This window comes from Allocatenococcus thiocycli (genome assembly GCF_921292965.1).
GTDB lineage: Bacteria > Pseudomonadota > Gammaproteobacteria > Enterobacterales > Vibrionaceae > Vibrio > Vibrio natriegens.
Map to the genome: position 1 here is coordinate 15027 of NZ_CAKLCK010000043.1, position 20787 is coordinate 35813.

Annotated in this window: 19 protein-coding genes and 1 tRNA gene; 12 read left to right on the forward strand and 8 right to left on the reverse strand. The window is 44.8% G+C overall.

Features of this window, described 5'->3' with window-relative positions; translation table 11 throughout:
• Nucleotides 1-54: 54 nt before the first annotated feature.
• Together L9Q40_RS17460 and yejK are read right to left on the reverse strand one after the other, a co-directional pair.
• Complete coding sequence (locus tag L9Q40_RS17460; protein ID WP_498794065.1) at nucleotides 55-1344, reverse strand: Hpt domain-containing protein; 1290 nt, start codon at nucleotides 1342-1344, stop codon at nucleotides 55-57.
• Between the two features lie 215 nt (nucleotides 1345-1559).
• Nucleotides 1560-2558, reverse strand: a complete 999-nt coding sequence (gene yejK / locus L9Q40_RS17465) for a nucleoid-associated protein YejK (RefSeq protein ID WP_014232561.1) — start codon at nucleotides 2556-2558, stop codon at nucleotides 1560-1562.
• A gap of 85 nt (nucleotides 2559-2643) precedes the next feature.
• On the opposite strand from yejK, the gene L9Q40_RS17470 reads away from it, so the two are divergent.
• The 3 genes from L9Q40_RS17470 to L9Q40_RS17480 all read left to right on the forward strand — a co-directional run bounded on the left by L9Q40_RS17470 (nucleotide 2644) and on the right by L9Q40_RS17480 (nucleotide 4948).
• Complete coding sequence (locus tag L9Q40_RS17470; protein ID WP_014232562.1) at nucleotides 2644-2871, forward strand: YejL family protein; 228 nt, start codon at nucleotides 2644-2646, stop codon at nucleotides 2869-2871.
• A gap of 22 nt (nucleotides 2872-2893) precedes the next feature.
• Nucleotides 2894-4702, forward strand: coding sequence for a DUF3413 domain-containing protein (locus L9Q40_RS17475; RefSeq protein WP_014232563.1), 1809 nt, complete (start codon nucleotides 2894-2896; stop codon nucleotides 4700-4702).
• Between the two features lie 155 nt (nucleotides 4703-4857).
• Nucleotides 4858-4948 (forward strand) — tRNA-Ser (locus L9Q40_RS17480).
• 217 nt (nucleotides 4949-5165) lie between these two features.
• Here the strand turns inward: L9Q40_RS17480 and L9Q40_RS17485 are convergent.
• Both L9Q40_RS17485 and L9Q40_RS17490 read right to left on the reverse strand, forming a co-directional pair.
• On the reverse strand, nucleotides 5166-6050 hold the full coding sequence (locus L9Q40_RS17485) for a Fe(3+) dicitrate ABC transporter substrate-binding protein (protein WP_498794067.1): 885 nt from the start codon (nucleotides 6048-6050) through the stop codon (nucleotides 5166-5168).
• On the reverse strand, nucleotides 6050-8176 hold the full coding sequence (locus L9Q40_RS17490; RefSeq protein ID WP_498794068.1) for a TonB-dependent siderophore receptor: 2127 nt from the start codon (nucleotides 8174-8176) through the stop codon (nucleotides 6050-6052). The genes L9Q40_RS17485 and L9Q40_RS17490 overlap by 1 nt, the downstream gene beginning before the upstream one ends.
• 332 nt (nucleotides 8177-8508) lie before the next feature.
• On the opposite strand from L9Q40_RS17490, the gene L9Q40_RS17495 reads away from it, so the two are divergent.
• Genes L9Q40_RS17495 through fecE form a run of 3 tightly spaced genes read left to right on the forward strand, consistent with a single transcriptional unit; the run spans nucleotide 8509 to nucleotide 11239 of the window.
• A complete protein-coding gene (locus L9Q40_RS17495; protein ID WP_498794069.1) occupies nucleotides 8509-9510 on the forward strand; it encodes a FecCD family ABC transporter permease in 1002 nt (333 codons plus the stop codon).
• The gene (locus L9Q40_RS17500; protein WP_498794070.1) at nucleotides 9507-10475 is read left to right on the forward strand and encodes a FecCD family ABC transporter permease; all 969 of its coding nucleotides are present in this window, start codon (nucleotides 9507-9509) and stop codon (nucleotides 10473-10475) included. Before L9Q40_RS17495 ends, L9Q40_RS17500 begins: the two co-directional genes overlap by 4 nt.
• Nucleotides 10475-11239: a Fe(3+) dicitrate ABC transporter ATP-binding protein FecE gene (gene fecE / locus L9Q40_RS17505; RefSeq protein ID WP_498794071.1), complete on the forward strand. Its 765-nt coding sequence runs from the start codon at nucleotides 10475-10477 to the stop codon at nucleotides 11237-11239. The genes L9Q40_RS17500 and fecE overlap by 1 nt, the downstream gene beginning before the upstream one ends.
• A gap of 59 nt (nucleotides 11240-11298) precedes the next feature.
• Here the strand turns inward: fecE and L9Q40_RS17510 are convergent, their stop codons facing one another.
• Nucleotides 11299-11772: an Lrp/AsnC family transcriptional regulator gene (locus L9Q40_RS17510; protein ID WP_498794073.1), complete on the reverse strand. Its 474-nt coding sequence runs from the start codon at nucleotides 11770-11772 to the stop codon at nucleotides 11299-11301.
• 188 nt (nucleotides 11773-11960) lie between these two features.
• Between L9Q40_RS17510 and L9Q40_RS17515 the strand changes: the two genes are divergently transcribed.
• The 4 genes from L9Q40_RS17515 (at nucleotide 11961) to L9Q40_RS17530 (ending at nucleotide 15973) form a co-directional block, all read left to right on the forward strand.
• The gene (locus L9Q40_RS17515; protein ID WP_498794074.1) at nucleotides 11961-13208 is read left to right on the forward strand and encodes a trans-sulfuration enzyme family protein; all 1248 of its coding nucleotides are present in this window, start codon (nucleotides 11961-11963) and stop codon (nucleotides 13206-13208) included.
• Nucleotides 13209-13388: 180 nt separating this feature from the next.
• Entirely contained in the window at nucleotides 13389-14195 is an 807-nt protein-coding gene (locus L9Q40_RS17520; protein ID WP_014232571.1) for a transporter substrate-binding domain-containing protein, read from the forward strand.
• Nucleotides 14196-14283: 88 nt separating this feature from the next.
• Entirely contained in the window at nucleotides 14284-15228 is a 945-nt protein-coding gene (locus L9Q40_RS17525; RefSeq protein WP_024373041.1) for an amino acid ABC transporter permease, read from the forward strand.
• Nucleotides 15229-15247: 19 nt separating this feature from the next.
• A complete protein-coding gene (locus L9Q40_RS17530; RefSeq protein ID WP_065297684.1) occupies nucleotides 15248-15973 on the forward strand; it encodes an amino acid ABC transporter ATP-binding protein in 726 nt (241 codons plus the stop codon).
• Between the two features lie 60 nt (nucleotides 15974-16033).
• Here L9Q40_RS17530 and L9Q40_RS17535 read toward each other — a convergent pair whose 3' ends face one another.
• The gene (locus tag L9Q40_RS17535; RefSeq protein ID WP_498794076.1) at nucleotides 16034-16951 is read right to left on the reverse strand and encodes a histone deacetylase family protein; all 918 of its coding nucleotides are present in this window, start codon (nucleotides 16949-16951) and stop codon (nucleotides 16034-16036) included.
• A gap of 128 nt (nucleotides 16952-17079) precedes the next feature.
• On the opposite strand from L9Q40_RS17535, the gene L9Q40_RS17540 reads away from it, so the two are divergent.
• Both L9Q40_RS17540 and L9Q40_RS17545 read left to right on the forward strand, forming a co-directional pair.
• Nucleotides 17080-17769 (forward strand): SDR family oxidoreductase, encoded by a 690-nt coding sequence (locus tag L9Q40_RS17540; protein ID WP_498794077.1) that lies wholly within the window; start codon nucleotides 17080-17082, stop codon nucleotides 17767-17769.
• 140 nt (nucleotides 17770-17909) lie between these two features.
• Nucleotides 17910-18116: a hypothetical protein gene (locus L9Q40_RS17545; RefSeq protein WP_319554751.1), complete on the forward strand. Its 207-nt coding sequence runs from the start codon at nucleotides 17910-17912 to the stop codon at nucleotides 18114-18116.
• 45 nt (nucleotides 18117-18161) lie between these two features.
• Here L9Q40_RS17545 and L9Q40_RS17550 read toward each other — a convergent pair whose 3' ends face one another.
• Together L9Q40_RS17550 and L9Q40_RS17555 are read right to left on the reverse strand one after the other, a co-directional pair.
• A complete protein-coding gene (locus L9Q40_RS17550; RefSeq protein WP_498794079.1) occupies nucleotides 18162-20126 on the reverse strand; it encodes a DNA topoisomerase III in 1965 nt (654 codons plus the stop codon).
• A 100-nt stretch (nucleotides 20127-20226) separates the two neighbouring features.
• The gene (locus L9Q40_RS17555) at nucleotides 20227-20775 is read right to left on the reverse strand and encodes an NAD(P)H nitroreductase (RefSeq protein WP_020334545.1); all 549 of its coding nucleotides are present in this window, start codon (nucleotides 20773-20775) and stop codon (nucleotides 20227-20229) included.
• Nucleotides 20776-20787 lie beyond the last annotated feature (12 nt).

Below are 20787 nucleotides of genomic sequence, written 5' to 3' on the forward strand. Positions count from 1 at the left end.
AGTTCAGTGCGCCCTTGAATACCTCAACCTCTAACGGTTTAAGTCAGAGTAATATCAATCTGTTAGCGTTTTTTGTATCTTTTCACTTTTGAGAACACGCTTTGCAAAAAGTATGGTTTGCTCCAATATATCCTTCAACTTATTGAGCTTACTTTCCGGTACGTTTTGTTTTTCTTTAATCAATAGCTCAATATCACCCGATATGGAACTTAAAGGCATCGCTCCCAGACTGCCTGAAACGCCTTTCAGACTATGTACGACTCTTTGAGCTTGTTCTTTATCGGCGTTCAACAATTGACATAACTTCACGCCGTCGTTGGAATGGTCCTGAATAAACACTTCTAACAACATATGAACGGCTTCTTCGTCGCCAGACAAAGATTCAAGCATCTTGTTAATGTCAATATAGGGAACGTCAACCAGCGCAGGCGTTTTTTCTGAAGATGAATAGGTAACTGTTACTTGTTGTTCATTTTTCTTCGATGATCCTTCATCGATGCTAATGTCAGGCTTGTCTGTCTGAAGAAGATCCGCACTGGTATCCGTTACCTTTATTCCGTTCAGGTTATTAGGCTCTTTTTTGCCGAAGGCAGCCCAGGTGACGACCCATAAAAATAGTCCGCTTACTCCGCCAAACAACACGATTAGCTGCGTGAGTGCTCGCTCTAAGGTCATATTCGTCGTTGCTAACTGATTCGCTAAGTCAGGTTTGAGTAGCTGCTTAGCTAAATAACGTCCTTGCGCGTTCGCGGCGAGTACATTTGAGGTTTGCGCGAGTCGACGTTGAAACGCCGAGCGCTCTTCGACAATTAATGAATCCGATTCAATGAAGAGAGAATCGAGCTCGCGGTAAGTGTCTGCACTTTTGGTTGAATCACTGAAAATTGACTCTAATACCAGCGCCCCCAAGCGATAATACATTGAGTGAACTTTTTCTGAGTTATTGCCTCTGGCACGACTGCTTCGCAACTGCTCTGCCAGTGAAACCAATTCATGATCACTGCCAATAAAAGCATGCGCATTTTCAAGAAAACGATCCGTAGCATAGAATAACTGGGTTAAGTCCGGGGGAAATATACCGCCCGAAGATTCATGCTCTAATTGAAGGCGGACGGCATAAACAAGCTGGAGTTTCAGAGCCGTTGGGTCTACGTGCTGCACACGATTGGTCAGTTCGAAATTAAAAAAATTACGAACTTCCTCTATTTTACTTCCCAACTCATTAACGGTTGAAAGCATTTGAATGGTTTGCTTCGATTGCTGCCAAAAGCCAACCGCTAATACACACCATAAAATGAATAGAAGCCAAACATAGCGTCTTAAACCTGCCTTTAATTGCTGCAACACCTAACCCTCGCATATTTCCATTAATAACAAGGATATATCATTATCTTTCAAGATACAGGGTTCTTAGTGTTGACACGGGCGTAAGCTCAAGAAAAAACGCTACGCAATGAAAGGTTTCATTCATTGTGGGCAAATACCATTCGCGATATTTGACGCACATAAAAAAAGAGAGCCTAAGGCTCTCTGATTTGAATTGTCACTCGTCGTTTCGATTAACTGCGACTCAACTGATCTTTTAAGTTCGGTGGCGTTCCTTTGATCGTTAACGTATCGGTCTCTGGATCATAAAAAATACGCTCACCAAGAAGTAAGCTGTCAAAGCTGATGTTTAAACCACCGCCCGCTCCAACATACTTAGTTAACTTACGAACCGTTGCACGATCACCAGGGAATGACTCTTCAAGTTCGTAACCTTGCTCTTTAGTGAAGTCCATAAAGCTGGTGCCATCCTGACTAGGTGGCAATTCACCAGAAAGCTCAGAGACTTGCACTTCTTCACCGGATTTAATCTGCTCGTTACAGTAGTCGTAAACTTGTTTTTTGTACTCGTTTACTTCCTGCTTTTCTAACTTTGAATCAGCACAAAAATCATCAACGGCTTGCATCAATACCAAGTTTTGTTGCTTTGTATCTAACCCAATATCTGCCTGAAGGAAGTCGAGGAAAAAGTCTGCTACTTTACGCCCTACCCGACCTTTAATGTACGACAGATAACGGTTGGACTCTTTGTCAGTATCGTAGCTCGACAAATCAATACGTGCCGCGATATCCATTTTCGTAATGTCTAAGTAGTCGGTCGCACTAATGTCCAGACCTTCAGTTACTTTCAGACTTTGATTCATCGGCAAAATACCAATGAACAGATAATCCGTCGCAAGGCTCTGATACTCGGCGAAAACCAAAATGCCTTCGTCTGCGAATGGGTACTTAATTAACTCTTCTTTCAGTCGATTTGCACTAATTTGTGAGAAATCATAAAAATCTCGCTCACCTTTGCGCATTTCTTGAAGCCAAAACTGAAATTCGCTGTCTGACTGGAAAGAACCAAAACCTTTACCAGCTTTAGAATGGAACACTCGATGAAGTTCCGCGACAAGGTTTTCAGTCGACGAATCATTTTCTAGTGATGCGGGACGAAGTTTAACAACCAGTTCGTCCTGATCGTTTTTGCATAATTGATGCAGAATAACGTTTGAAAGATGAAGGCTCATAGTGATTTTATCTTGCTACAAGGTTTTAGTTGATGGGCATTGTAGGTTATCATAAGCCGCTTTTACTATCATTATTAGAGTCTTTATGCCGATTACATCTAAATATACTGACGAACAAGTAGAGAACATTCTTGCGGAAGTCGCGTTAGTTCTTGAAAAACATGCAGCTTCACCTGAGTTAACACTAATGATTGCCGGAAATATCGCAACCAATGTCTTAAATCAACGAGTTGCCGCTTCACAACGTAAAGCGATTGCTGAAAAATTTGCTCAGGCACTGATGTCTTCATTAGAAACACCAAAAACACATTAATAACGGATAATTAGACACATACATGGTAGACAGCGGAAACTCATACGGCGAACGTGTATCTCGACTGGTAGGTTGGGGACATTGGTTTGCATTCTTCAACATTGTTGCTTCAATGTTGATAGGCACACGCTATATTACTCAATCGCCTTGGCCTGAGACCTTGCTCGGTCAGTTTTACCTGGCAATCTCTTGGGTTGGCCATTTTGGCTTCCTTGTTTTCGCTCTTTACTTGCTGGTTCTATTCCCGTTGACGTTTGTCCTGCCATCTCGGAAACTATTCCGCTTGGTGGCAGTGATATTTGCTACGGTCGGTCAGACTATTTTATTGATCGATACCCAAGCCTATCAGTCGATCAACTTACACCTGACCCCCGTGGTTTGGGAGCTTTTATTTAGTGATGATAAAAGCGTTTTAAGCTCAGATCTGCAACACCTGTTTGTTGTGATGCCATTCATCTTCCTGATCCAGCTTGCGCTTTCAGAGTGGGTGTGGCGAAAACAACGTAAACTTTCTCATAAACACGTTGGCCGCCCGTTGGCTATACTGTTCTTCTTGAGTTTTATGACCAGTCATTTGGTGTACATCTGGGCGGATGCTTATTTCTATAACCCAATTACCAGTCAACGCGCTAACTTCCCGCTTTCATACCCAATGACAGCGAAAAGCTTTATGGAAAAACACGGCTTATTAGATCGTGAAGAGTACCTAAAACGCTTAGCTGAAAACCAAGGTAATGTAGAACTGGTTAACTACCCGCTTGAAAAATTAGAGTTCAATCGCCGCGTAAACAAACTTAACGTTTTGATGATCAGCGTGAATAATTTGAGAGCGGATGCATTAAATGAACAAGAGATGCCAAACCTTTATGGGTTTGCGCAGGAAAATCAGAATTTCCGCAACCACTATAGCTCAAGCAATGACACCTATGGTGCATTCGGTTTGTTCTATGGTTTGCCTACCAGCTACGCTTCAAGCATTCAGGCACAAGGATCTTCACCTGTCATGCTTGATGTCCTGAAAGAACAGGGTTACAGCTTTGGTTTATTCAGTGGCAATGGCTTTGAAGATGACCTTTATTCAGAGATCATTTTCAGAAACTTGAACTTGGCTGAGAAACTAGACGGACAACAAACGCACACTGACAAACAGTCCATCTCAGATTGGAACACATGGCTGGTAGAGAACGCACAACAGCCTTGGTTTAGCTACATCGAAGTTACCGCAGTTGATAACTTTGAATCGATTCCTTCAAATACAGATGAAGAAATGCCAGCCAGCGAACGATTCAAAAAAGCGTACGAATTTGCGGTTAAATCAGCGGATAATACCGTTGCCAGCATTATTAACGAATTAAAAGAAACGCACTTACTCACAAACACCGTGGTTATCATCACTTCAAATCACGGCAGTGAGTTCAATGAAACCAACACCAATAGTTGGGGTGCGAACAGTAACTACAGCCGTTATCAGCTGCAGGTACCAATGGTGATTCATTGGCCAGGCAGACTAGCAGGTGATTTTACTCATAGCACCAGCCACTTGGATCTTTCGGTTACGTTGCTTCAAGACATGCTTGGGGTTTCATCGAACCCTTATGATTACAGTAGTGGCCGCAACTTATTCGATGAAAGTCGCCGACGCTGGATATTGGCCGGAGACTCAAGAGAATTAGCGTTAATCACCAATACGCAAACCACGGTTATCGATAAGTTTGGTAACTACAAGCTGTACGACAAAGACTACAAGCGTCTGCGTGATGACAGCCCTAAAATGCCTGTCCTAATGCAGGGTTTAACGGAGTTACAGCGCTTTTATACCAAGAGCAATTAATACTGTTTTTACGCGTTTCATTCAAAATAGCCCTCTAATGAGGGCTTTTTGTTTACTAAAACAACAAACAACACAAAATTGAGCAGTAAACAGCCAAACAGATCGATTTAGGGTTTACAAGCTTTTCAAAGCCTTATATTATTCGCGTCAACAACGGAGAGATGGCTGAGTGGTTGAAAGCACCGGTCTTGAAAACCGGCATACGTTAATAGCGTATCTAGGGTTCAAATCCCTATCTCTCCGCCACATTTAGAAAGCCTGCAAAGAAATTTGCAGGCTTTCGTCGTTTTAGCCTATGTGAAAATTTTACGGGATTTCTAAATCCCTAGTTGAGCGCAACCCCGGCACTCAGCCACATTTAGTAAAAAGGCCGCTAAGAAGTTAGCGGCCTTTTTCGTTTCCACAGTTTTAAAGGGATTTGTACTAAATCCCTAGTTGGATGCAACCCCAGCCCCACTCGCAGCTAAGTCGAAGTCTTTTCGATTATTGTATCCAGCTCTTTAGCAATTGACTCTGCGGCGAGTATGCCTCTGTTAAGTGACCAAAGCTCAGGTGACACCTGTATCTCTTGCCCAGTTTTATTGATTTTTAACAGTTTAAAAAGCGGGCTTTTCTGCCAGTTATCTAACACCGTATTTCCTGCCCTTTTACTGTAGAAAAGCCAATCTGGGTTCACTTTCAATAAAACCTCTAGGTTCGCCTCCATCAAATGGCTCTGTTTGAGATCGGGTAGCGCGGGCTGAAGGCCGAGGTAACTTAGTAGACTTCCTGTATAAGACAAAGGGCCATGCATCCACATGCCCCTTTCATTAACGTTAGCAAACTGTACCGTTCCGCTGGTTTTAAACTTTCCTTTGTAAGACGCCATAAGCTCACGATGCTTGGCCAAACGTGCTTTCATTTCCTGCTCTTTACCGACGGCTTTACCAATCGCTAAGGCAGACTCAAGCCCTTCTTGATAGGTTTCTCCTCTGCTTTTGAGCAAAATTGTCGGAGCGATTTGAGACAAATCGTGAAGACTAATTTTATGACGATAGCTGTCAGCAATAATTAAATCTGGCTTGAGCTGAGCGATGACTTCCAAGTTTGGCTGGGAACGCATACCGACTGAAGTCCAAGGCTCAATGAGATCCCTCACCTGTGGAATTATTCTGGCCGGGTCTTTGTCGTCAGCCACGCCAACAGGTGAAATGCCAATAACTGCCAACGCATCAACAAAAGAGTACTCCAACACGACTATTCTTTTAGGTGCAGAATCTGTTGGTACATTAGTTTCTGGCCTAGCGGCGGCTTGTACCGTGCAAGCGCACAGTACAAACAAAACAGTTAGTAAGCGCATGAGTGCCATTAGAACTTACCTGACACGCTCAAGGTAACATTGCGTGGGTCGCCCAGGTATAATCGATGGCTGTCCGTTCCGCCTACGTAATACTCTTCATCAAGCAGGTTAGCCACATTCAGCGATAGACGGTAGTCTTTTACTTCATAGTGAACACCGACATCAACGGTCATGTAAGCTGGAAGCTCAACTCGATCAGACGGGTCCGCACTGGTGTATCGTGCACCTTCATAGTTGGCCCCAAGGGTTGTACCCACTACACCACCAGCAATTTGGTAAGGGAAGTTATATTTCGTCCAGAAGTAAGCATCATGGTAGGCCGTCATAGGGGTTCTGCTCCCTTGAATACTCGCGTCTGGATTCTCTGAAATTTCAGAATCTACATACGCATACCCCAGCTTAACCTGCCAGTTCTCTAGCGGCTTCATCAGTAGCTCGGTTTCCACACCTTTACTGCGCACTTCACCAAGCAATTCGTAATCACCACTGCTGTTTTTCTCTACTACATTGGATTTTTCGATATCAAAATAGGCGATGGTTAAATTACTGTTGTTGCTCAACAAATCGGTTTTCACCCCGACTTCGTATTGACGCCCTTCCTCTGGGTCGAAAGCATCATCGTTGACATTTTTCTTCTCGACGCTGTTTGGATTGAAGCTTTCGCCATAACTGGTGTACAGAGAAGTCCCATCGATAATTTTATAAACGATACCTGCCTGAGAAACGAAGGCATCAGTAGATTGAGTGTCATCCGTCGACTTGCTGACATAATCGAAATCGACATCTTGACGCATGTAACGTAGTCCACCCATCACGGTCCATTTTTCAGTCAGATACACCGTATCTTGCAGGTATAAACCATAGTTTGTGTAATCAGTTATGCGGTGATCCACTTTATACGCGCTTTGATCTCGCCCGGTTACGTCTTGCGGGTTGGTAAAATCTACCGTTGTGGTCGCATAAGTTTCACGCAGGAAATCTCGCTTCTCCAGGCCGATATTTCCACCAAAAAGGAGCTGATGCTCAACGTCACCCGTCCAAAGGCTACCGGTAGTACGGACATCGACGAAGTGATATTCACGCTTATTCACTTGATCTCGGTCGCGTACTTTAACCAAGCTGGTCGAGTCAACCACATCTCTGGTTTCATGTAAGTCACGTGTGTCCTCATGCCACACACTACGCCAATCGACAGTTAAATCGAATCCGTTGATCAGCATGGTGTTATAACTGGCAAACGCAACTACCCCTTCGTCTTCGTCGGTATCATCAGACGACTGGTAGTGCGTATCAATGGATGCAACCTGGTCGATATCGTTGTTTAATGCCACCAGCCCGTCGTCCGCAACACGATGTTCTGACTGCAGTTCCAGACCAAAGGTGAGTTCAGTTAATTCCGATGGACGATAAGTCAGTGTCGGGAATAAGTAGTAATTCTGCTGGTCAACATCGTCACGGTATGAGTCTGCGTTTTCGCCACTGATAATCAGGCGATACATCCAGGTTTTGCTTGCATTTAGCGGCCCGGTGGCGTCAATTGTCCCGGTAAACCTGTTATCGTCGCCGAAATCACTCACGCCGGTCGCGTATGTTGTCGCCGACACATCATAGCTAAACGAGGCGGTATCTTGCGGCTTCTTAGTAATAATATTGACCATACCACCGGGCTGGATTTGACCATACATGATAGAAGCAGGACCTTTGAGAACTTCTACCCTTTCTACGTTTGCTGTTGTCGGCGATCCAAATCGAGAGGCAAGACCCGGTAGGCCGTTAACTTGAATGGTATTAAGATCGGCTGGCATACCACGCAGCGTAAAACCGTCGGCATCGACATTAGAGCGGGTTAAACCCGTGGTGTATCCATAGGCATCATCCAATGTCGTTGCCCGGATATCCTGCAAGAACTGCTGATTGATGACGTTAACCGTTTGTGGCGTGTCTAACGGGTCAATATCCGTTTTGGTTGCGGTCGTTACTCTAGGGTTCAAGTATGAGTTTTGCTGGCCAAAAACCACCATACTCTCATCCACACTTGCTACCTCTGCGGTAGTATTTTCTCCGGCAATAACAACGGAGCTAAGCCCCATTGTAATTAATAAACTCTGGGTGATTGTGTTTACAGCAAATCTCATAAAACGGCTCAATTAAATTAACTTTATTGCATATAAATTCATTATTATTTTGTTTCATTTGTACATAATTAGATACAAAATGAAGTTGGATATAATAATTATTATCATTATCAATTCAAGTTAAACTTAACTTAATGAGTCTGTTTGTGTTTGTAGAGCCGTCATCTACCGCTTGAAATTATTACCACAATCCACAATGCATAATAAAAACAAGCGGTCAGCAAATGAATAAGTGCAATTGATTACGATTATCATAAAGGTTACACTCGATGAACTTTTATTCCTTGTGGCTTGTAACCATTTTTAGCCTGAGCGTTCATACGTAGTAATCGATGCGAATTTTTTCCTCCACTCTTTATCTCTGGATACCATTGATTTTATTATCACTTGTAGGATCTTGTTATTCTCTTACCGCCTGGTCTAGTTTTCCGCTATCGGTCTCTCACATATACCAGTATCTGTTTGAATTTGATCCTATGAGTATGGAGCAACAAATCATTGCTTCGATTCGTATGCCCAGAGTTCTGGCTGGCCTTTTGATTGGCGCAAACCTAGCCGTCGCAGGATTAATGATGCAGGGGTTGACCAGAAACCCTCTCGCTTCCCCTTCCATTTTAGGGATCAATGCAGGCGCAGCCTGTTTAATGGCGCTGGCAAGTATCGGCGTTCCCTTTTTAGAAACTATGCCTAGTGTACTAATAGCTTCGATTGGTGGCGTTCTCAGCGGAGCAGTTGTATTGACACTGGGTGGCTTCTTTTCTGCAAAGCCCCACCCTCTCAAGCTCGTCCTTGCAGGGATAGCTATCAATGCACTTCTTATCGGTGTGACCAGAGCGGCGGTAATACTAGCTGATGATAAAGCTTACTCCATCATCAGTTGGTTGGCTGGCTCTCTTTCTTCTGTCGAATGGCAACAATGGAATACATTATGGCCAACCAGCTTATTAGGATTGATTGTGTCTCTTTTTGTCGCGAGACAGCTTAATCTCCTTGCGCTGGGTTCAGACGTTGCCACCAGCCTGGGAATAAATATTAGACTTACCAGGGCACTGACTTATCTCGCCGTCGTTTTACTTACCGCCTCCAGCGTCGCAGTCGCTGGGCCAATCGGCTTCGTTGGTATGCTCGTCCCTCATATTGCAAAAAGGTTCGTCGGTAACGACTTTGTAACCCTCATTCCAGCGAGTGCGTTACTTGGTGCTGCATTGATTGTTTGGGCTGATACTTTGTCGCGAGCAATTGCTTTTCCTGCCGAAACTCCGGTTGGCGTAATTACAGCCCTTATCGGAACGCCTTGCTTTGTGTTTTTAGCCATGAGAAGTCAATCTTCATGAACAACATAAAACTCACTCTGCTCTCTTCTTCACTCCTGATTATCGCGATTCTAAGTCTGATTGTGGGAGCGTCTGATATTTCTATAAGTCAGATCTCTACGACCCTACTCAGCGGTGGAGAGTTTGACTTCACTATCAATCAATATCGTTTACCACGTATCGTTCTCGCTATTGGCGTTGGAGCTGGTCTGGGTTTATCCGGTATGTTGGTACAAGGCGTGATCCGAAATCCGCTCGCATCGCCAGATTTAATGGGGATAAGTGCCGGCGCAGGGTTAGCAGCAACGACCTTGTTGGTGATGTTTCCGCAAGCCCCAACAAACTACTTACCTCTGGCCGCTCTTGTCGGTGGCTTTGCTGCCGCCGGAATTATTCTGCTCGTCAGCTACAAAATACAGCCAACTGCGGCAAGACTGGCGTTAATCGGTATCGCGATCAGCGCGTTTCTATCCAGCTTTATTGATTTTTTGATGGTGGTACACCCGATAGAGATCAACACCGCCATGGTTTGGTTGACGGGTAGCTTGTGGGGAAGAAACTGGGAGCAAGTCCCTTTTATTTGGATAACGCTTGCTATCATGGTTCCGTTTTCCTGCTGGTTAGCCTGGCGATTGGATGTAATGGGGCTGGGAGAAGATAGCGCGACCTCACTTGGTATTAAACCGCAGCGCATCAAATTACTCTCACTGATTAGTGCCGTTATTCTTGCCAGCGTCAGCGTGTCGGTATGTGGCACGATTAGCTTTGTTGGATTACTGGCTCCGCATTTAGCAAGAATGCTATTTGGTCATAATCATAAATTGCTTGTGCCAAGCGCTGCCTTACTTGGCGCACTAATGGTATTGGTATCCGACACGTTAGCAAGGGGAATACACCCTCCTTTGGAACTTCCAGCTGGCGTATTAACGTCTTTAATTGGCGCACCATACTTTATTTTCTTACTGCAACGCTACAAGGGGTGGTGATGATAGCTGCAAATAATTTAAACGTTTCTTATGGTGACAAAATCATTATTGAAGCGCTCAATCTCACGCTGCCTAAAGGCAAAATCACCGCTCTTATCGGTCCAAATGGATGTGGTAAATCAACCTTATTAAAAACACTAGCTCGAATTAATATGCCAACCAAAGGTGAGGTTTTGCTTAATGGAAAGGCATTGAAATCATACCGTGACAAACACCTGGCACAAGAAATGTCTTTATTGCCTCAGGTGTTAGAAACGCCAGAGGGAATCTCAGTAAAACGCCTGGTAGAATACGGTCGCTCACCTTACCTTTCTCACTGGGGTAAATTAGGTGAGCATGACAACAACATGGTCGCAAGTGCAATGCGGGAAACAGGCGTAGATGACTTGGCGGAACAAACGGTTGAATCGTTATCCGGAGGACAAAGACAAAGGGCCTGGATAGCCATGATTCTGGCGCAAGACACCAATATTGTGATGCTGGATGAACCCACGACCTACCTGGACCTTTCGCACCAGATAGAGCTGATGAAGATCATGCGTGAGATGAACAACAAAGGAAAAACGGTGATCGTTGTATTACACGACTTGAATCAGGCATGTCGCTACTGTGATCACTTAGTTGTACTCAAAAAAGGCCAGCTGATTGCTCAAGGTTCGCCGGATGACGTTTTCACTGAAACTCTGCTTAAAGACGTATTTTCACTCGATGCGCGAGTCATTCAGGATCCTGTCGCTAATACCCCGATGTGCATTGCCCACTAAGTAATAGAGCCCTGATAAGAGACATTCTCTGGGCTTTATAGGCCCGCCCTACAGGTAGGCTACTCAAGAGGCAGGTAAAGACTTTGTTTTGGTGTATCTAGTACCACGTTGGTCATGACGCGGCGAATCTGTGGGAACTGCTCCATAATCTGCTCAATATACCTGTCGTAGCTTTTTGCACTCTCCGCAGTAATCACAACCATCAAATCGACATTACCTGTGACATAAAACACCTGCTGTATGGAAGGTTGAGACTCTGCCCAGCGTTTGAATTTATTGAGTACTGAGTAGTTATCTCTTTCGATTTCAATACCCGCAATAAACGTCATTGGGTGCGTAGAAAGCTCTGATTTAACGACAGCGATTTCGGCTTGGATTGCGCCCTCTTCCCGCAGCCGCTTTAATCTTCTCTGTACAGCAGAAGCAGACAGCCCTACTTGCTCGGCAATGACCTCGCTCGCCAAACGACAGTTGCTTTGCATCAGTTCCAGAATCTTTTTATCAAAACTATCCAGAGTGGAAACGTCACCCATGGTTTTCCTCTTTCTGTTATTCCGCATTATTGGGGTTTAAATGCGGGAAATCTTCCGTGTCGAGCCAAGAATAGCGGATTTTACTCACCAATTGGAATCCACAATTAAACCATTCGTTCGAGTAGAACTAAAAACTGATTTCAGCCAAACAGACTGATGGCTAATGACAACGACTGGATTAAACAATAATGCATAACGATGATTTCAAATTTGGATTGCCTCAAGAGTCTATTGACTCTCAAAACTTCGCTCCTGAAACCTTGGCGGTTCATGCAGCTATTCAACCTGACCCTCAAACAAAAGCCATCGCACCGAATATCGTAATGTCAGTAAATCACAGCTTTTTGCCCAATGACGGGGCTTTTTCTGCACAAGGTATGCAAGACCTCGCCGACGCACCTTTTCTATACGCAGGTTGGACAAACCCAACGGTTCGTTTACTCGAAGAACGTTTGGCTATTTTAGAACAGGCAGAAGATGGACTCGCGACAGCAAGCGGTATGGCAGCTATCACAGCTGTCTTCATGTCATTACTGAAAGCGGGAGATCATCTTGTTATCAGCGATGTTTGCTACGCCGCCGTTTTTGAGTTCGCTACCCAAGTTTTGCCTCAATTTGGAATTGAGGTTTCAGCAGTTGACACCACATGCACTACTAATGTGCAAAAGGCTCTACGCGAAAACACCAAGTTGGTGCACATAGAGACACCATGTAACCCTCTATTAAGGCTCTCTGATATAAAAGCGCTCTCTTCATTGCTTAAAAGCCGGGGTATCTTACTGAGTGCAGATTCGACGTTTTCAACACCGGTTATTACCCGACCACTTGATCTTGGAGCAGATTTGGTCGTTCACTCTTTAACCAAATTCATTAACGGCCATGGCGATGTTCTCGGCGGGTGCGTTTTAGGCTCGAAAGCCTTAATTGGCAAGCTTAGAAGCGTTGCTGGCGTCTATTTTGGTGCATCTTTGAGCCCACAGAGTGCGTGGTTAATTATGCGGGGAATGGAGACTATTTATCCACGTATGAAAACACTGTGTGAGTCGGCTCACGCCATTGCGAGTTGGTTAGAAAACAACCCAAATGTACAAAGGGTTTTATATCCCGGTCTAGAGTCACACCAACAATTTTCACTAGCTAAACAGCAAATGGCATTTTTTGGCGGCATTATTGCATTCCAAGTAGAGGACATCGAACTGATTGAGCAACGATTTGCGCATGAGTCGAAGATGTTTTATTACGCATATTCGATTGGACATCAACGAAGCTTAGCGGTGGTGTTGAAAACTGATGATTTGGACAAGTCTACTTATCGATTTAGCCCGGAACAAAAAGCGAACTTTTGCCGCGACGCGGGTAAAGGAGTCGTGCGGCTTTCAATCGGTCTTGAGTCTCCGGTCGATTTAATTCGGGACTTGAGTCACCTTCTTAGATGAAAATTGAATTTGTATGGCAATTTATTGGTTTTAAATTCGGAATGTTATTGAAACGTTACTAGATTGTGTTGCATTATCTTGTCGTTTTTGATGTAAGTTCGCGTTTGCGTGACACTCAATACAACATCGTATCTGTCATTGGACGAACAAAAAAATAACAAAATTTTTATAAGGGATATTATGAAAAAATATATTAAATCTTCAGCAGCTGGACTTGTGTTTGCTTGCTCCCTGCTTGGTGCTAATCAAGCCATGGCAAAGTCTGACCTAGAAGGTGTTATTAGTTCAGGTGAACTAAAAGTATGTTTTGATGCTGGCTATATGCCTTTCGAAATGAAAACCAAAGATGGCCGTTTCATTGGTTTTGATGTCGATTTAGGTAAGCACATGGCTCGTTCTATGGGGGTTAAATTCACTCCTGTGAACACAGCTTGGGATGGCATTATCCCTGCGCTACAAACTAGCAAATGTGACATCATCATGGGTGGTATGACAATCACTCCTGAGCGTAACTTGAAAGTTAACTTTGCTGACCCGTACATCGTTATCGGTCAGTCTATTATCCTATCTCCAGCTCTTGAAGGTAAGATTAACAGCTACACAGATCTAAATGATCCAAAATACACCATTTCCACTAAGCTAGGCACAACTGGTGTAGAAGCGGCGAAGAAACGTCTATTCAACGCAAAAATTGACCTTTACGACACTGAGGTTGATGCAGTTCTACAAGTTGTTAACGGTAAAGCAGATGCATTCGTTTATGACTTTCCATACAACTCGATCTACGCAGCTCAAAACAAAGGCAAAGTTGGACACCTAGCTGAACCTTTCACTTACGAGCCTCTAGGTTGGGCGATTCGTCAAGATGACCCTAACTTCTTAAATTTCTTGAATAACTACTTGCGTCAAATCAAAGGCGATGGCACGTACGATCGTATGTACGACAAGTGGTTCAAGTCTGACGACTGGTTAAAAGAAGTTCAATAATTAGCTTTAAGCCTAGCGAACTAAAACTAAGTCAACTGGGTAGCGTAAGTTGCCCAGTTCATTAATAAGAAAAAAGAGAATCTGAGTGATGCAGTCTAAATCCTCAAAATGGATAGGACATGGAATTTATGTCCTAATAATGGCCATGCTGATTGGCGCGGTCTATTTCTCTGGCAAGAGTATTAACTATAACTGGCATTGGGATCGTCTCTGGCCGTATGTCGTCAACACCGAAATGCAACAGCTCCGAGCAAACGGTGACGGTACTGCCGTGGTTAACGCTGGTCAGTTAACGATTGAGTTTGATGACTCTAGTCAGTCTCAAGTCATCGATCATTACACAACACTTTTAGTTGGAAACGGTGACTTGGTATTCCAAGGTGACACTGTTGCCCAGCTTAACGAATGGAAATTCGGACCGATTGCTCACGGTTTATGGGTGACGGTAAAAATATCCTTTATCTCCCTCATTTTTGCCGTCTTACTTGGCCTGATATTCGGCCTCATGCGGGTTGCGAAGAACCAAACAGCGAGAAACTTAGCTGTTACCTATGTTGAATTGATTCGCGGTACACCGCTTCTGGTACAAATTTTTATCGTTTATTTCTTTATCGGAACCGTACTCGATTTTGATCGATTCACCGCAGGGGTAGTAGCATTATCTGTATTTACAGGCGCTTACGTTGCAGAAATTGTTCGTGCAGGTATTCAGGCAATTCCTACAGGCCAAATGGAAGCGGCGCGCTCACTGGGTATGACCTACCCAAAAGCAATGCGCTACATCATTCTGCCACAAGCCCTAAAGCGTACACTGCCACCTTTGGCTGGTCAGTTTATTAACCTGATTAAAGACTCTTCGCTTGTTTCAGTTATCTCTATTACCGACTTAACTAAAGCGGGTCGTGAAGTTGTGAGTGGCAGCTTTGCACCTTTCGAGGTGTGGTTCACTGTCGCGGCACTTTACCTACTAGTAACCGGGACTCTGTCTTGGGCAATTCAACGTTTAGAGAAGAGGTTATCAGCCAGTGACTAGTGAATACAACGGCGAAGATATGGTTTACGCCAACAATGTAGACAAGTATTACCCTAATGGCTGCCACGCTTTAAAATCAGTTTCAACGACGGTAAAACGTGGTGAAGTGGTGGTGATTATCGGGCCTTCAGGTTCAGGTAAATCAACGTTCTTACGTACATTGAACCAGTTAGAAGAGATAAGCACCGGGACTATCATTGTCGATGGTTTCGACATGTATGCGCGAAGCACCGACATCAACGTTTTGCGTCAAAACGTTGGAATGGTATTCCAGAGCTTTAACCTGTTTCCACACATGACCGCGTTAGAAAACGTAATGATCGCGCCATTGAAAGTGGCTAAGCGCCCGAAACATGAAGTGGAAGGCGAGGCGAAAGTGTTGATCAAACGTGTTGGTTTAGAAGATCGTATGAACAACTACCCAACGCATTTATCCGGTGGTCAGCAACAGCGTGTTGCGATTGCCCGTGCACTCGCAATGAAGCCCGATCTGATGCTTTTTGATGAGCCAACTTCAGCACTTGACCCTGAAATGGTAGGTGAAGTACTGGATGTTATAAAGTCATTAGCAAAAGAAGGGATGACCATGGTTATCGTAACTCACGAAATGGGCTTTGCCCGAGAAGTGGCCGACCGTGTGTTGTTTATGGAAGACGGTAAATTGTTAGTGGATGACAGCCCTCAAGCGGTATTTGATGACCCAACTCATCCTCGTCTGCAGCAGTTCTTGGCAAAAGTGCTGTAACTGTATTTGTGAAATGAAAGCCGAGCTTCTAAAGCTCGGTTTTTTCTTTTGTGGTGCTTTTTAGCCAAAAACTTCCAAACTAGCCTGAATCAAATTCATATGAATCGGGACGAGTTCTTCATGATTACTTCGGTAACCGCCACCGACAACCGCCGCAACTGGAATACCGCGCTCTTTCATTAACTGCATCAAAAAGCGATCACGCTCTAGTATGCCTTGCGTAGACACATCAAAATACCCAAGCTCGTCGTCAGTGTGTATATCAACGCCAGCATCATAAATCACCATGTCAGGACGATGCAGATTGAGAGCCATTTGCACCACTTCTTTAAACGTCATCAAAAACGTTTCGTCGTCGGTGCCCCTAACTAAAGGGACATCGAGATCAGACTCAGGCTTTCTTGCCGGGAAGTTTTTATCACAGTGGAAAGAGAGCGTGACAATATCAGGCTCATCTTGGCAGAGCGTTGCTGTACCATCACCGTGGTGTACGTCACTATCAATGATTAAGACTTTATCGACATCGTCGTGATCCAACATATGCTTTGCTGCTATCACAAGATCGTTAAACAGACAGAAACCACTGCCGAAGTCTCTGTGAGCATGATGATATCCACCACTCAAATGCAAAGCCACGCCGTGTTCCAGCGCTTTCTCCGCCGTCAAAACCGTGCCAGCCGCAGAAGTCAGTGTTCTGGTGATCAGTGCCTCACTCCAGGGAAACCCGATACGGCGCATTTTAGCCGCCGGCATCGAACCGCTAACCAATAAATCCACATATTCGGCCTCATGCACTCGCTTAATCTCTGCGACAGAAAGCGCCGTAGGCTCGAAAAACTGTACGCGCGATAGGCTGTTTTCGTTCTCTAGCTTTTCTTGCACTGCTTCATAAAGATATTGATACTTCATGATCGGATAGCGGTGCCCTTCAGGCAAAGCAAGTTTTGAATATATCGGGTGATAAATAAGTGGCAGCATGGAAGGTTCTTTTTAACAATTGTAGCGAAATAGTACCAAGTTCAACCATTGAATAAAATGCCATTTCACTGCTAAGGTTTGAAGAGCTAAAACAATAACTCGATAACAAATAGGGATAAGGGAATCAGATGAGTTCTACCGTCTTTATTACTGGTGCAAATCGCGGTATCGGCCTGAGTTTAACTAAGCTCTATCTCGACAATGGCTGGCAAGTACATGCGACTACTCGGAACTTAGCGAATAGCGACGAATTAGTCAGTTTAAGCGACCAGCACTTCTCTTTAACGCTTCATGAACTAGATGTCACCAACTACAAGCAGGTAGAGCAACTCGCGAAGAACCTGCCTGCAATCGACCTGTTAATAAACAACGCGGGTTACTACGGTCCTAAAGGTTATGGGTTTGGAAATACCGATGTGGATGAGTGGCGTAAAGTTATTGAAATCAACACCATTGCACCACTCAAATTAGTCGAAACATTCTATCCATTGCTGCAACAGGGCCAAATGAAGAAAATCGCCTGCATCTCTTCTAAAGTCGGCAGCATGACCGAGAATACCTCAGGTGGTGGTTACATCTACCGCTCTTCCAAAGCTGCACTTAACTCGGTCGTAAAAAGTTTAAGCAACGACTTATCCGACCAAGGGTTCACCGTTCTAGCCCTTCATCCCGGCTGGGTTCGCACAGACATGGGCGGGCCGAATGCATTAATTGACGCTGAATTCTCGGCCGCAGGGCTTGCTAACGTGATTGAACAAAGCACACAGAAGAATTCAGGCCAATTTATTAATTACGATGGTACCGAGCTACCTTGGTAGGCCACGTAGCTATAAGTGCTTTGGCAGTGAGTCGTTCATAAGCCGGAAAAACAATATGCAAACATTTTATTAATAAACTTGAATTTCATGATATGCAATCCAGACTTAGTGGAGTTATCAAACCACTAAGGAGAGTAACAATGGCGGCGGATAAAGATCTGGTAAATTTTAGTGAAGAGCATGAACTCAACTATTGCTTAAGAAGCACGGGTAAACGCCAAACCCAAGCAAACCGAGACGCACTTGTTGATTTGGGTAAACAAGTGAAACAAGACCTAGGTAAGCGTGTCCTTACTCAAGATGATGTCAGAGGTGCTATTGAGAAAAATGGCGGCTTGTTTGAGTAGTAAAGTTTAAGACGAAAGCGGCAAGTTTCAGTGCCGCTTTGTTTTTTAAGATGGCTTACGTTTTGCTGGACCAGACTTAGCACCACTGCCCTTCGAATAACTGCGCTTCCTACGCTTAAACGCCGGGCGCTCGACTTTAGGTAAGTGACGTAAAGACTCAGGCACCGGCCCTGACTTAACCTCTCCCATCAGGCTATCTATTCTTTGCTCCAACGCTTGCATAAATGGCTGATAGGCTTGATTTTTCTCAGCCATTCCTTGCAATTGGAATTCCCAGTGCGCCGTCATATCCGGATAAGTCGCATCTTGGGGAAGCGCATGAACCAACCCTCGGCCAGCTGGTGAGCTTAAAATCGATTTACCCTGGCGAGTCAAAAGCTGACGCTTAAAGAGTGTATCGAGAATACCAGCACGCGTAGCTTCGGTTCCAAGGCCATCCGTATCACGTAGGATCTTCTTCAATTCTTTATCAGCAACATAGCGGGCAATCCCCGTCATGGCCTGCAACAGGGTCGCTTCGGTGAAGTGTTTTGGCGGCTCAGTCTTGCGATCTTTTATTTCCCCCTCCCGGCAAGTGAGCACCGTGCCTTCTGCCAAAGGTGGCACGGCATCAATCCCGTCGTCTTCTTTATCGGTTTTGCCCATTAAGGCCTTCCAGCCCGGAGAAACAAGCTGACGACCTTTCGCAATAAAAGTGCCTCCAGCAATATCAAATACCAGCTTCGCTTCAGCGTAAATGGCCGCAAGATAAAACTGCATCAGATATTGACGGGCAATGAGTTGATACACCTTCATCTCATTGCCAGATAACGCATTCACATTAGCTTGCTTAGGCGTAGGAATGATCGCGTGGTGAGCATCCACTTTTTTGTCGTTCCATACTTTCGATTTAATCGACAAATCCGCGCCCTGAACGGCACTTTGCAGCTCTTTGGCATTGTTGGCAATTGCAGAAGTGACTGAACCCGCTTGTGCATAGTGCTCCATCGGCAGGTAACGACAATCCGAACGTGGGTAAGTGATCAGCTTATGCTTTTCATACAATGCCTGACAGGTATCCAAAACTTGCTGGGCACTCATGCCATAACGTTTTGCCGCATCAATCTGCAATGCAGACAAAGAATAAGGTAAAGGGGCAGATTGCTTGGTTTGTTTTTGCTCGGACTCTTTCACCGTGGCGGGTTGGTTCTTGATACGAGCAGCAACATTCTCCACCAGCTTTCGGTTGAGAACTCGCCCTTCCTCATCTTGCCAAGGTTTACACGCTTCGCTTGGTTTCCACCTCGCACGAATATCAAATGCGCCGTTTTGATCTTGATATGGGATTAACGCATGTAGGGTGAAATAATCTTTAGGGATAAAGTTTTCGATTTCTTCATCGCGACGTACCACCAACCCAAGCACTGGCGTTTGCACTCGCCCGACCGATAATACACCTTGATAGCCGGCTTTCTGCCCTAGCAAGGTGTAGGCGCGAGACATATTCATGCCATAGAGCCAATCCGCTCTGGAGCGAGCCAGCGCAGAAACAGAAAGCGGGATAAAGTCACGGTTGCTGCGCATTGAACTCAAAGCTCGTTTTACTGCTGGTAAGTTCAAATCTGAAATCAGCAAACGTTGAGTTGCTTGCTTCTTAGTTTTAGACAGTTTGCAGTAATCGAGCACTTCATCCACCAAGAGTTGACCTTCACGGTCTGGGTCTCCGGCATGAATGACTTCCGTCGCTTCTTTTAACAATTTGCGAATCACCGTCAATTGCTTACTAGAAGTTTTTCTTGGCCTTAGCTGCCACTGCTCCGGCACAATCGGCAAATCCGCCATGTTCCATTTTTTGTAGCGTTCGTCATAAGCATCTGGCTCCACTTGTTCCAGCAAGTGTCCAATACACCAAGTCACTACATCTCCATTACCACAGCGAATAAAGCCTTGGTCTTTCTTTTGAGGGTTCGGTAGTGCGGCAGCGATCGCGCGGCCTAAACTTGGTTTTTCAGCAATAAACAGACGAGACATAAGCTTGGGAAAGTAATAATAATTAGGGCCACATTATCGAATGTAGCCCTAATAAATCAAGAAAAACTGTATAGATAGACAGTAAGAATGTGGTTAGCATTTATTGAAATTCAACAAACTTCGACAAGTCACGCTCTGGCACTTTCATTGGTGTGCCATCTGGGGTGCCCAAGTAAAGGAAACCGACGATTTCATCTTCACCTTCCAGGCCAAACGCTTTATGCACTTCAGGGTGGAACATCCATGGCCCTGAACGCCAGAAGCCCTGGAAGCCCTGCGCAACTGCTGCCATTTGCATTGCTTGAACGGCACAGCCTGCTGACAGGTACTGTTCCAATGCAGGCACTTTTTCATGCGGCGTCACTTTTGCAATAACGGTGATAACCATTGGTGCGCGGAATGGGGCATTTTTCAGCTTTTCAACCACCGATTCCTCGCTGTTATCCGCCAATGCAGCTTTAACTAAAATATCAGACAGTTTGTTTAGTCCTTTACCCTGTGAAATCACAAAGCGCCAAGGTGTTAAACCAGCATGGTCGGGCGCGCGCAGGCCCGCACGTATGATATTTTCCAACACTTTACCTTCTGGTGCTGGCGCGGATAACTTGCCGACAGAACGGCGGTTAAGCAAGAGATCGAGAGCTTCCATTAACTGGTCCTT

Coding starts and splice junctions, on each gene's coding strand:
- L9Q40_RS17515 (WP_498794074.1), top strand. CDS start 11,961: ATGCATAACGATGATTTCAAATTTGGATTGCCTCAAGAGTCTATTGAC.
- L9Q40_RS17495 (WP_498794069.1), top strand. CDS start 8,509: ATGCGAATTTTTTCCTCCACTCTTTATCTCTGGATACCATTGATTTTA.
- L9Q40_RS17535 (WP_498794076.1), bottom strand. CDS start 16,951: ATGCTGCCACTTATTTATCACCCGATATATTCAAAACTTGCTTTGCCT.
- L9Q40_RS17520 (WP_014232571.1), top strand. CDS start 13,389: ATGAAAAAATATATTAAATCTTCAGCAGCTGGACTTGTGTTTGCTTGC.
- L9Q40_RS17530 (WP_065297684.1), top strand. CDS start 15,248: ATGGTTTACGCCAACAATGTAGACAAGTATTACCCTAATGGCTGCCAC.
- L9Q40_RS17470 (WP_014232562.1), top strand. CDS start 2,644: ATGCCGATTACATCTAAATATACTGACGAACAAGTAGAGAACATTCTT.
- L9Q40_RS17555 (WP_020334545.1), bottom strand. CDS start 20,775: ATGGAAGCTCTCGATCTCTTGCTTAACCGCCGTTCTGTCGGCAAGTTA.
- yejK (WP_014232561.1), bottom strand. CDS start 2,558: ATGAGCCTTCATCTTTCAAACGTTATTCTGCATCAATTATGCAAAAAC.
- fecE (WP_498794071.1), top strand. CDS start 10,475: ATGATAGCTGCAAATAATTTAAACGTTTCTTATGGTGACAAAATCATT.
- L9Q40_RS17485 (WP_498794067.1), bottom strand. CDS start 6,050: ATGGCACTCATGCGCTTACTAACTGTTTTGTTTGTACTGTGCGCTTGC.
- L9Q40_RS17540 (WP_498794077.1), top strand. CDS start 17,080: ATGAGTTCTACCGTCTTTATTACTGGTGCAAATCGCGGTATCGGCCTG.
- L9Q40_RS17500 (WP_498794070.1), top strand. CDS start 9,507: ATGAACAACATAAAACTCACTCTGCTCTCTTCTTCACTCCTGATTATC.
- L9Q40_RS17525 (WP_024373041.1), top strand. CDS start 14,284: ATGCAGTCTAAATCCTCAAAATGGATAGGACATGGAATTTATGTCCTA.
- L9Q40_RS17475 (WP_014232563.1), top strand. CDS start 2,894: ATGGTAGACAGCGGAAACTCATACGGCGAACGTGTATCTCGACTGGTA.
- L9Q40_RS17545 (WP_319554751.1), top strand. CDS start 17,910: ATGGCGGCGGATAAAGATCTGGTAAATTTTAGTGAAGAGCATGAACTC.
- L9Q40_RS17490 (WP_498794068.1), bottom strand. CDS start 8,176: ATGAGATTTGCTGTAAACACAATCACCCAGAGTTTATTAATTACAATG.
- L9Q40_RS17550 (WP_498794079.1), bottom strand. CDS start 20,126: ATGTCTCGTCTGTTTATTGCTGAAAAACCAAGTTTAGGCCGCGCGATC.
- L9Q40_RS17510 (WP_498794073.1), bottom strand. CDS start 11,772: ATGGGTGACGTTTCCACTCTGGATAGTTTTGATAAAAAGATTCTGGAA.